The sequence below is a fragment of the Pseudofrancisella aestuarii genome (assembly GCF_003574475.2).
GTDB classification, from domain to species: domain Bacteria; phylum Pseudomonadota; class Gammaproteobacteria; order Francisellales; family Francisellaceae; genus Francisella; species Francisella aestuarii.
Map to the genome: position 1 here is coordinate 130,097 of NZ_QLIS02000002.1, position 10,944 is coordinate 141,040.

Below are 10,944 nucleotides of genomic sequence, written 5' to 3' on the forward strand. Positions count from 1 at the left end.
CTAAACTTATTATTAATGTTTTCAAAATCTTTTGGTAGTGTATTGTTAATTATAGGTACAACTATAGGGGCTGGTATGCTTTCTTTACCTCTTATAGTTGCCTCATGTGGCTTTTTTACAGCAATAGTTTTATTGATAATGTCATGGAGTGTAATGTATTTAATGGCATTGAAGCTATTAAAAGTATGCTCTGAGTATCCATTAGGGGTTAATTTCACAACTATGATGGAATCGCGTTCTTCTAGAGCATATCAATTGTTTTTTACGATTGTATATATGCTACTTTTATATTCATTAATGTCGGCTTACACGACTCAGGGATCTAGCCTTATTGAAGCTATAGGACAAGCTGCTTCAAAAGATACTTCATCTGATATGAATACAGCAGTTAGTGCAATTATCTTTATTCTGATTTTTAGCTCATTTATGTATAGTTATAAGATTAGTGATTATGCAAATAGAACATTTGTATTTTTAAAACTGGTATTTTTTATTTTGTGTTTGGGATGGATGGTTGTATATATTAATCCAGACTATTTGAAAGTAACTCCATTATCTATACTGGCTTTAGTATTTGCGTGGCCAACTCTTTTACCATCATTTGGTTTTCAAAATATTATTCCGGTTTTATATGAATATCAGGAGGGTGATATAAATAGTATTCGTAAGAGTATACTTATAGGTAGCCTTAGTGTTCTATTCATATATATATTGTGGTTACTTTTATGTTTAGCCTTGATTCCTCAGGCTGGGGAGCATAGTTATCAAAGTATTTTTGGTAATGGTAATAGCTTAGGGGATTTTGTGGCTGAAATAAAAATGATAACTAGTTCGGCAACAATACAATTATTTTTAAATGTATTTGTTAACGTGGCGATTATTACATCATTTTTATGTGTTGGAATATCACTTATGCATTATATAAGAGATATTTTCTCAAGATTTAATAGGAAGATAAATCATATAAACGTTAGTTTATTGACTTTTATTCCACCATTGATATTTACAATATTCTATCCAAAAGGGTTTATCCTTGCTTTGCAATATGCAGCTATATTTGCAGTGATCGTATTTGTATTCACACCAATGCTTCTAGATAAAGAAAATAAAATAAGATTGCCAAATATGTATGCTGCAATATTAGGAGGATTGGTAATTGTTTGTCAAATTATCAGCTTAGCTTTTACAATAAATCCATTTGCGAACTTTTTTTAGGCGTTTCTTTTAATATAATGTTTAGAACTCTTCTTAAAGGCTCAGCAGCTCCCCAAAGTAGTTGATCACCAACTGTGAAACAATGAAATATATCATCAGCTATTAGAGATTGCTTGATACGACCTATAGCTATATCTAACGTTCCTGAAGTTGCTTGAGGAGTTAAGTTTTTTAAAGTGTCTTCTTTATTGTTTTCAACGACTTTAACCCATTCGTTACCTTTAGATATTTTTTCTTGGATCTCTTCAATAGTTAGTTTTTTCTTTAGTTTTATTGTAAGTGCTTGAGAGTGAGATCTTAGGCTAGGAACTCTTACACAAACTCCATCAACAGGGATATATGTTTTAGTAGCAAGTATTTTGTTAAGTTCAGTAGCAGCTTTATATTCTTCTTTAGTTTGTCCATTCTCCATAGCAACATCTATCCAAGGTAGTAGATTGTATGCTAGGGTTTGAACAGTTTTTTCCTGAGGAATTAGTGAAGCATTTTTTGACAATTCTCTTAGTGTCTTTTCTCTAGTTAAGATGTCTTTGTTTGCATCATCTTTTTCATTTAAAAGTTTAGTTTGTACCAGTAACTCTTGCATAGCCGCTGCACCAGATCCTGAGATAGCTTGGTAAGTGCTAGAGTTAACCCATTCAACTAAGTCTTCCTTTAATAGACCAGATATTGCTAATGACATTAAACTAACAGTACAGTTACTTCCAATAAAATCTTTCTTACCACTTTGTATAGCTTTTACAATTTGATCATGGTTAAGAGGATCTAAAACTAAAGTACTATCTTTCTCTAAGCGTAAAGCAGATGCAGCATCTATCCAAAACCCTTTCCAGCCAGAAGCTCTAAGTTTTGGATATATTTCTTTTGTGTACTCTCCACCTTGGCAACTTAGAAGAATATCCATCTTTCCTAATTGCTTAACATCATTAGCATCCTGTAATAGTCCATATTTTTCTATGAAACCTGAACCTTTTTGCCCTACTTGCGAAGTTGAAAAGAAAGTTGGTGCGATATTATCAAAATCTTTTGACTCAACCATTCTAGACATTAAAACAGAGCCGACCATTCCTCGCCAACCAATAAAACCTACTTTAAGCATAAAAATCCCCATAATTCTTAGTGATAAAATTTACTGTTAAAGTATAATACAAAACTAGCTAATTTTATATTTGTTAAACATAAGAGTGTGAGTATGATAGTACATAAGTTTGGTGGGAGTAGTCTTGCTACAGCAGAAAAAATAAAAAATGTTTCTAATATTGTAACTTGTAAAGATGAGGCTATAGTTGTTTCAGCATCTGCAAAAACAACTAGAAACCTGCAGAAAAGTATAGACCAAGCTATAGCTGGACAAGATTATGATGAAACTATTAATTTAATTTTTGATCACCATAATGAAATTATTAAAGAACTAATGCCAAATGATGAGGATTTAAGTTCATTAATACTTACAGACTTGCGTAATATAAAACATATTCTAAGTACAATGACTATTACAGGTTTTTGTGCAGACAGCTTAAGATTTTTCATTTTAGGCTTTGGAGAAATCTGGTCAGCTCAGATTTTAGCAGCATACTTAAAGTCAAAAGGTGAAAACTCATATTTTATTGATGCTTCAGAATGCTTGATTGTTAACGATAGCAATTATCCAGTTGCAGTTAATTGGCAGGTAAGTTTAGAGAAACTTGAAGCTATCATAGAAGCTAATCCAGCCGATGTGTATGTAATCACTGGTTTTATTGCTCAAAATAAGTATGGAAAGAGAACTATTCTAGGCTTAAATTGTAGTGATTATTCAGCAGCAATATTTGCAAGGCTTTTACAGTCAAGAAAGCTATATATTTGGACAGATGTTGCAGGTGTATATAGTGCTAACCCACAAGTAGTACCAGAAGCAAAACCTCTTACTAAATTAACATATAAAGAAGCTTTAGAGCTCGCGTATTTTGGAGCATCAGTTGTACATCCTCTTACTATTGCGCCTATGGCTTTAGAGAATACTCCTATATATATAAAGAGTAGTTATACACCAAATGAAGAAGGTACAAAAATAAGTGCTGAAAAAGATGAAGATCAAGGACTTATTAAAGGTTTAACAAGTGTGCCTAATGTTGCTATTGTTCGAGTCCAAGGTGCTGGCATGATAGGCGTTTCAGGTATTTCAGTTAAGGTTTTTGGAGCTTTAGAAAAAGCTAAAGTTTCTGTGATGATGATATCTCAGGCAAGCTCGGAATATTCAATATGTTTTGCAATTGATAGTTCTGATGCTGATAAAGCAACAGAAGCTTTAAGAACTGAGTTTGAAAGAGATATAAAAAGTAATCTTATCGAAGAGATAGTGGTTGAAAAGCATTATTCTTTAATTACAGCTGTTGGTGAAGGTATGAAAGCTAAGACTGGATCACTAGCAAAACTAGTTAATTCACTTAAATTGGCAAACATAAATATTCATGCTATTGCTCAGGGCTCATCTGAAAGAAGTGTGACTTTTGCAGTCAAAGCAGAAGATGAAAATCGTGGTGTTCAAGCTATGCACCGTCACTATAACACTGTAAGTGATGATATTGCTATTGCGATAATAGGAGCTGGAAAAATTGGTAAAGCTTTTATTAAGCAAATGAAACAAACTTATGAAAGTTGGTATGCTAAAGGTGTAAATTTAGTCCTTATTGGAGTAACTAACTCTAAAGGGATGAGAATTGTTTATGAAAATCTTTTATTCGATAATATAGATAATCTGTTAGTTGAAAAAACAGAACCAGTTAATTTAGAGAAATTGGCTGACTTTATGTCTCGTGCATCTGCTACTAAGAAAATTATTATAGATGCTACAGCTAGTGAAAATGTTTCTAAAAGCTATATTAAGTTTTTACAGAAAGGATTGAGCGTTGTAACTCCTAATAAGTATGCTAATTCAGGTAATTATGAATATTATCAAGAACTAAGAAAAGCAGCTAATTTAAATGGAGCAAGTTTTTTATATGAAACGAACGTTTGTGCAGGCTTACCACTTATAAACACATTGCAAAATATGGTTGAGAGTGGAGATGATGTTAAATCTATTAGAGGTATTTTTTCAGGAACATTAAGTTATTTATTCACGCAATTAAATAATGGTGTAGTTTTCTCTGATGCTGTTAAGATGGCATATGATGCAGGTTATACAGAACCAGATCCTAGACAAGACTTATCGGGTATGGATGTTGCAAGAAAAACTACAATCTTAGCAAGAGAAATAGGTTTAAATATAGGTTTAAATGATCTGGTTATAGAGAACTTAGTCCCAGAAGAACTAAGAGAGTGTAGTGTAGAAGAATTTTTTGAAAAACTTCCTACATTTAATAATCAGATAATGAAGCAGATTGAAAATAAAAAACAAAATCTTGCAGGAGTTCATTATGTTGGAACTATCGAAAATGGAAGTGCTAATGTAGGTATCCAAGCGTACGATGAAGGTAGTCCGTTTGCTAATGTAAAAGGCACTGACAATATAGTGATGATAACTACTGAAAGATATACTCAACCTATGGTTATCCAAGGTGCAGGTGCCGGTGTTCAAGTTACAGCAGCTGGTGTTTATGCAGATGTTATAACTGTAATAAGAGAAAAGTAATAATTTATGAAACTCGCTAACATAAGTTCATCTAAAGCTTTTGCTCCAGCAACTAGTGCAAACTTTGCAGTTGGATATGATCTTTTAGGTTTTGCTATAGATGGAGTGGGAGATACTATAGAGCTCAAAAAAAGAAATGATTCTAAGCTGGTTATAAAAGAAATAATAGGAGTAGCAGGGGCCGATAAACTTCCTTTTGACAGTGAAAAAAATGTTGCAACAGCCGTTATTAAAAAATTTCTTTCAGATAAAAGTATTGATATTGGTTTTGATGTTTATATTAACAAAGGTATAACGCTTGGTTCGGGTATGGGAGGTTCAGCGGCTTCTTCAGTTGCTGCGCTAGTAGCCATGAATGCATTCTTTGAAGAACCATATTCATATGATGATTTGATTGATTATGCTATATATGGTGAAAGCCTTATATCTGGGTCTTTTCATGGTGATAATGCTGTACCGTGTATGTTTGGTGGTTTAGTATTGTTACAAAGCTCAAAACCATGCAAAAAAATAGATCTACCAATTGTAGATTGTAATGTTGCTATTGTTTGCCCAGATCTTTCAATAGAAACAAAAAAAGCTAGAGAACTCTTAAAAGAACCATATGATTTGTCTACAATTGTTGAACATAGCTCTTGTTTGGCATCAGTTATAAGTGCTTTATATACTCATAATATAGATCTATTGGGCGAAAGCTTGAAGGATGTACTTATTGAGCCAAGAAGAGCAGGGTTGATAACTGGGTTTTATGATGTTCAGAAAGCTGCTAAAGATGCTGGAGCTATTGCATGTGGGATATCTGGCTCTGGACCGACTATGTTTGCTTTGGTTAAAAAAGAAGATAATGTTGATGCAGTTGTTAATGCTATGAGAAACAAATTTAATGAGTTTAGTTTAAGCGCTGATAGCTGGATTAGTGCTATGAGCAAGAAAGGCGCATACTTATTAGAGAAAAAATAATAAAGGTAGAAGAATGAATTTTATTAGTACTAGAGGTAATAATATCAAGGTTTCATTAAGTGAAGCTATGCAGTCTGGACTAGCTCCTGATGGAGGATTATTTGTTCCAGAAAGATTTCCTACAGTTGATTGGAAAAGCTTTGAGAAGGGTATGAGTTATCCAGAATTTGCTGCAAGTATGTTAAAAGAGTTCTTTGAAGGAGATGAATTAGAGCCTTTTTTACATAAAATTTGTCAAAATGCTTTTACATTTCCAGTACCAGTAAAAAGGCTAAATAAAAACACCTCTATTTTAGAACTATTTCATGGTCCAACTTTATCATTTAAAGATTTTGGAGCTAGATTCTTAGCAAATTGTTTAAGCTTCATTGAAAGTGATAAACCTTTTACTATACTTGTTGCTACTTCAGGAGATACTGGATCTGCTGTGGCAGCAGCGTTCTATGGGAAGAGGAATATTAGAGTAGTAGTTATGTTTCCTAGAGGAAAGATATCTAAAAGACAAGAAAGACAAATAACTTGCTGGGGTGATAATATTCAAGCTGTTGAAGTTGAAGGAGTATTTGATGATTGTCAGGCTTTAGTTAAAGAAGCTTTTAGAACACCCTGGTGGACAGAAAGAACAAAACTAAATACTTCAAATAGTATAAATATTGGACGTTTATTACCGCAATCAACTTATTATGCTTATACATCATGGCAGTATTATTTGGAAACAGGTAAAAAAGCAAATTATATAGTACCTTCTGGCAACGTTGGTAATATTACAGCAGCTTTTTGGGCTAAAGAGATGGGTTTCCCTATAGATGAAATATCTATGAGCTTAAATGCGAATGATACAATTGTAGATTATTTAGATACTGGTAAGTTTAGTCCAAGAGCAAGTGTTGAAACCTTAGCAAATGCAATGGATGTTGGTAATCCTAGTAATTTTGAAAGGCTACTGTATTTATTAGGAGACTATGAGAGTTTTAGAAAAAATGTAAAAGCTGTTTGTGTCTCTGATTTTGAGATTATAGAAGAAATAAAACAAGTATATGATCAATATGGTGAGATTATCTGTCCTCATACTGCGACAGGATTTGTTGCTAGAAGCCAATATGATAGTGATAAAGATTACATAGTTGTATCAACAGCACATCCTGCTAAATTTGAATCTGTTATTGAACCTATATTAAATATTAATGTACCTCCAACAGAAGCATTGCAAGAGCTTTTAGATAGAGAGCAACATAAGGTTACAATTACTAAATCTATGGATGAACTTTGTGAAGTTTATAGATTGCAAAAATAAACCCTAAGTGAATATTTATTTACCCTATATTCTAATTGTCTTATCTTTATTACTCTTATGGAAAAAAGAGCTTCGACCAGTAAGTATCATAATTTTTTCAGTTTCTATTGTGTTTGCTTTGAATGTGGGAATAGTTAAACCATTAGGTCTTATATCTATATTTCTAGTATTTATTTTTTCTTTTGGATTAAGAGAATCTTATACAAAAACTTTGATACATGTTCCTATCACGATATTAGCTTTTATATTTTTATTGCTTTTGTCTGCTCATGTAATACCAGGATTTAATAATCTAAAGTTATTAAATAATGTTTACATATCAAAAGATGCTATACCTTTTTCATTGTATCTTAATTATGATTCGATAGTGTCAGCATATGGTCTATTATTATTTTCTGTTCAAATAAAGCTAGCAAAATTTAAAGAGCTGCCTTTAATCATTAGATCAGGACTATTTTATGGTTTAATAAGTATAGTCATTTTAATTCCGATAATTTTTGCTCTTGGTTTTGTACATTGGGATGTTAAATTAACAAAGATAACTTTATTGTTTGCTATTGTTAATCTTATTTTTACATGTATATCAGAGGAGATATTCTGGAGAGGTTTTGTTCAAAATAGTATAGCTAAGTATAGTAGTAGCATCATTGCTGTGCTGATTACCTCTATTTTATTTGCAGTGATTCATATTGTTTTTGCAGGAGTAAACTTTGCTATATTAGCTTTTGTGGCAAGCTTAATTTATGGATTTAGTTATGTAAAAACCAAGAGATTAGAAGTGAGTATAATTTGTCATTATTTTGTTAATATGGCCCAATTTATATTTGTAACTTATCCTATATTAAAAAGTGCTTGGATAGTTTAATGTATGGTAAATAATTTCTGTGGATAGCTTTTTGGTGCTATTCTTATGGTTATATTTAAAAAATTAGCTTTATTAGTGGATAGTATAATTAAAACCACAGTCGCAATAATTGGAGCGGGGCCATCTGGCTCTGTAGCTGCAGCATTATTGGTAAAAAAAGGTTATCAGGTTGTAATTCTAGAAAGAAGTGTTTTTCCAAGATTTTCTATAGGAGAAAGCTTATTGCCTCAATCTATGGAATTCTTGGAAAAAGCGGGGATGTTTGATGAACTAGCCCAGGAACCAAGTTTTCAATATAAAGATGGTGCTGCATTTAATAATGATAAATTATCAACTGTAGTAGATTTCACTAAAAAGTTTAGTAAGGGTTATGGAACGACTTACCAAGTTCGCCGAGATAAGTTTGACAAGATTTTGGCCGATAAGTGTGAGAATCTTGGTGTGAAAATATATTATCAAACAGAAGTTAAAGAAGTAAAACAAAAACAAGAGTGTGTAGAATTAAAAGTCTTAAGCTTACCAGATTCAAAATATTTCACTATTAAAGCAGATTTTATATTAGATGCTAGCGGCTATGGGCGTGTATTACCTCGTCTTTTAAACTTAGAGTATCCTTCAGAATTTCCGGTAAGGAAAGCATGCTTTTGTCATATTCAAGACAATATTTTAGATAAAAAATATGATCGAGATAAGATTTTAATAAGCGTACACCCAGAGCATAAAGATATTTGGTATTGGCTAATACCTTTTGCTGATGGTAAAGCATCTATAGGAGTTGTTGCTAGAGAAGAGCAATTACAAAATTCTGATAATGATAATAATGAAATCTTATGGCGTCTAATTTCCGAGATGAAACATTTGAATCATTTATTAAAAAATGCAGAGGTTGTTAGTGAGGTGCAGAGTATTTCAGGCTATTCTGCTAATGTTAAATCATTGCATGGCGAGCGTTATGCTCTATTAGGCAATGCAGCAGAATTCTTAGATCCGGTGTTTTCATCAGGCGTGACTATCGCTGTTAAATCAGCGTACCTAGCTGTAGAGGTACTTGATAGACAGTTTCAAGGAGAAATTGTTGACTGGGAAGAGGAGTTTAGTGAACCTTTGTCTAAGGGAGTTGAAGTTTTTAAAACATTCGTTAGATTTTGGTATGATGGTGGTTTACAAGATGTTATATTTAAACAAAAAACAAGTGCTAAAATAAAAGCTATGATTAGCTCCATATTAGCAGGCTATGCTTGGGATGAAAGTAATCCCTTTGTTACTAATAAGGCAAGAAGGCTGCAAACCTTAATCGAGCTATGTCGAGAGTAGTCTTGACATAGCTGACTTTAAAGCATTCTTTCTAAAATTTTATCTTTGTTTATAAAATGATAAGTCGTCCCAATCATATGTAAAATTATACAAGTAATTAATACATAAATGGTCGTTGTATGGACATCCCATAAGAAATGAGAAACTGATTTTATTAGCGGAACTGGTAAGGATACGTTTAATCCCCAAAATGGTACAGGATAGTGTGCAAAAGAACTAGATAACCAGCCGGATAAAAGCATTGTGAAAACACTAGCATAAAGCATAAAGTGAATAAATTTAGCAAAAACAAGTTTAGGTAGAGCTATCTTAACTTCATAATCAGGCTTATGCATTTTTGTGAAACGCCAAATAAGACGAAAAGTCATTATTATCAAAAGAGTTATCCCAAAAGATTTATGAAACCATATCACGGAATAATTATCTGTGAAAGATGCAGTAAACCCTAAACAGATCATTGTAAATATAAGTATTACACTAATCCAGTGTAGGAGTTTTGAAGTTAAATCATATTTATACATTTTTTTAGAAAAATAAATTAATCATTAAAAATGAATTATGAATAATAATTTATATAAAGACAAATGAAAAAATACCAACTGATAATTTTTTTCCAAAGGTATATAATTAGACTTTATAAAATATATAAAATTTAAAATGTTCTTCTAATTATGAGATTTGTTGATGAAGTAGTAGTTAAATTACAGGCTGGCAAGGGCGGTAATGGATGCGTTAGCTTCCGTAGAGAAAAATATGTTCCCAGGGGTGGTCCAGATGGTGGCGACGGTGGACATGGAGGTAGCATTTATTTACAAGCAGATGAAGGTGTAAATACTCTTATAGACTATAGATACAAAAGAGAATATCAGGCAGAAAATGGACAGGCTGGTATGGGTAGAAATTGCTATGGAAAAGCAGGTGATGATTTATATCTTGTAGTTCCTGTAGGTACAAGCGTCTTTGATATCGAGACTGATATAAAGATGGGTGAAGTATTAAAGCATGGGGAAATCTTTAAAATAGTCTCTGGCGGGAAAAGGGGTATAGGAAACGTACATTTTAAGAGTAGTACAAACCAAGCGCCAAGAAAGTTTACTTTAGGTGAAGAGGGTGAGTATAAAGAAGTTAGGTTAGAGCTTAATTTATTAGCAGATGTTGCCCTTTTAGGTTTACCAAATGCAGGTAAATCAACCTTAATAAGATCAGTCTCGGCAGCTACTCCTAAAGTAGCAGACTATCCTTTTACAACAATGTATCCTCATTTAGGAGTCGTCAAAGTAGGCGTTGATAGTTTTGTAATGGCAGATATTCCTGGAGTTATAGAAGGTGCTGCAGAGGGTGCTGGGCTAGGTCTAAGATTTTTAAAGCATTTAACAAGAGCTAGATGTGTGTTGCATGTGGTAGATATTTCACCATTTGATAATTCTGACCCAGCAGAAAACTATTTTGCAGTTGAGAAAGAGTTAAAAAAATATAGTGAAGAACTTTACAATAAACCAAGACTTTTGGTTATGAATAAGATTGATCTATTGGCTGATGAAGTTGATTCTAAATGTCAGGAGTTTTTGGAAAAAATAGGTTGGCAAGGAAAACAATATTATAAAGTATCGGCTTATATGAAGAAAGGTACAGAAGAGTTGGCAAAAAGCTTAAATGAATTTTTAACTAAAGAAGAATAGCGTG

9 protein-coding genes are annotated in these 10,944 nt (G+C 32.6%); 7 read left to right on the plus strand and 2 right to left on the minus strand.

All coding sequences use genetic code 11. The annotated features are described in order from the left end of the window. Positions 1 to 15 precede the first annotated feature (15 nt). Positions 16 to 1,215: an amino acid permease gene (locus DNK87_RS04640; protein WP_119329741.1), complete on the plus strand. Its 1,200-nt coding sequence runs from the start codon at positions 16 to 18 to the stop codon at positions 1,213 to 1,215. On the opposite strand, the gene asd is transcribed toward DNK87_RS04640, so the two are convergent. Next, entirely contained in the window at positions 1,184 to 2,314 is a 1,131-nt protein-coding gene (gene asd, locus DNK87_RS04645) for an aspartate-semialdehyde dehydrogenase (protein ID WP_119330134.1), read from the minus strand. The two genes, DNK87_RS04640 and asd, sit on opposite strands and share 32 nt — an antisense overlap. A gap of 93 nt (positions 2,315 to 2,407) precedes the next feature. On the opposite strand from asd, the gene thrA reads away from it, so the two are divergent. The 5 genes from thrA (at position 2,408) to DNK87_RS04670 (ending at position 9,261) form a co-directional block, all read left to right on the plus strand. Next, on the plus strand, positions 2,408 to 4,828 hold the full coding sequence (thrA, locus tag DNK87_RS04650; protein WP_119329742.1) for a bifunctional aspartate kinase/homoserine dehydrogenase I: 2,421 nt from the start codon (positions 2,408 to 2,410) through the stop codon (positions 4,826 to 4,828). Positions 4,829 to 4,834: 6 nt separating this feature from the next. Further along, a complete protein-coding gene (locus DNK87_RS04655) occupies positions 4,835 to 5,788 on the plus strand; it encodes a homoserine kinase (RefSeq protein ID WP_119329743.1) in 954 nt (317 codons plus the stop codon). A gap of 13 nt (positions 5,789 to 5,801) precedes the next feature. Next, complete coding sequence (thrC, locus tag DNK87_RS04660; RefSeq protein ID WP_119329744.1) at positions 5,802 to 7,082, plus strand: threonine synthase; 1,281 nt, start codon at positions 5,802 to 5,804, stop codon at positions 7,080 to 7,082. A 124-nt stretch (positions 7,083 to 7,206) separates the two neighbouring features. Next, entirely contained in the window at positions 7,207 to 7,947 is a 741-nt protein-coding gene (locus tag DNK87_RS04665) for a CPBP family intramembrane glutamic endopeptidase (RefSeq protein ID WP_244614618.1), read from the plus strand. Between the two features lie 45 nt (positions 7,948 to 7,992). Further along, complete coding sequence (locus DNK87_RS04670) at positions 7,993 to 9,261, plus strand: NAD(P)/FAD-dependent oxidoreductase (protein ID WP_119329746.1); 1,269 nt, start codon at positions 7,993 to 7,995, stop codon at positions 9,259 to 9,261. Positions 9,262 to 9,278: 17 nt separating this feature from the next. Here DNK87_RS04670 and DNK87_RS04675 read toward each other — a convergent pair whose 3' ends face one another. After that, positions 9,279 to 9,782 carry a cytochrome b gene (locus DNK87_RS04675; RefSeq protein ID WP_119329747.1) on the minus strand — a complete coding sequence of 168 codons (504 nt, stop codon included), beginning with the start codon at positions 9,780 to 9,782 and terminating at the stop codon, positions 9,279 to 9,281. Positions 9,783 to 9,932: 150 nt separating this feature from the next. Between DNK87_RS04675 and cgtA the strand changes: the two genes are divergently transcribed. Then, complete coding sequence (gene cgtA, locus DNK87_RS04680; protein ID WP_119329748.1) at positions 9,933 to 10,940, plus strand: Obg family GTPase CgtA; 1,008 nt, start codon at positions 9,933 to 9,935, stop codon at positions 10,938 to 10,940. The last annotated feature ends 4 nt before the right edge of the window (positions 10,941 to 10,944 follow it).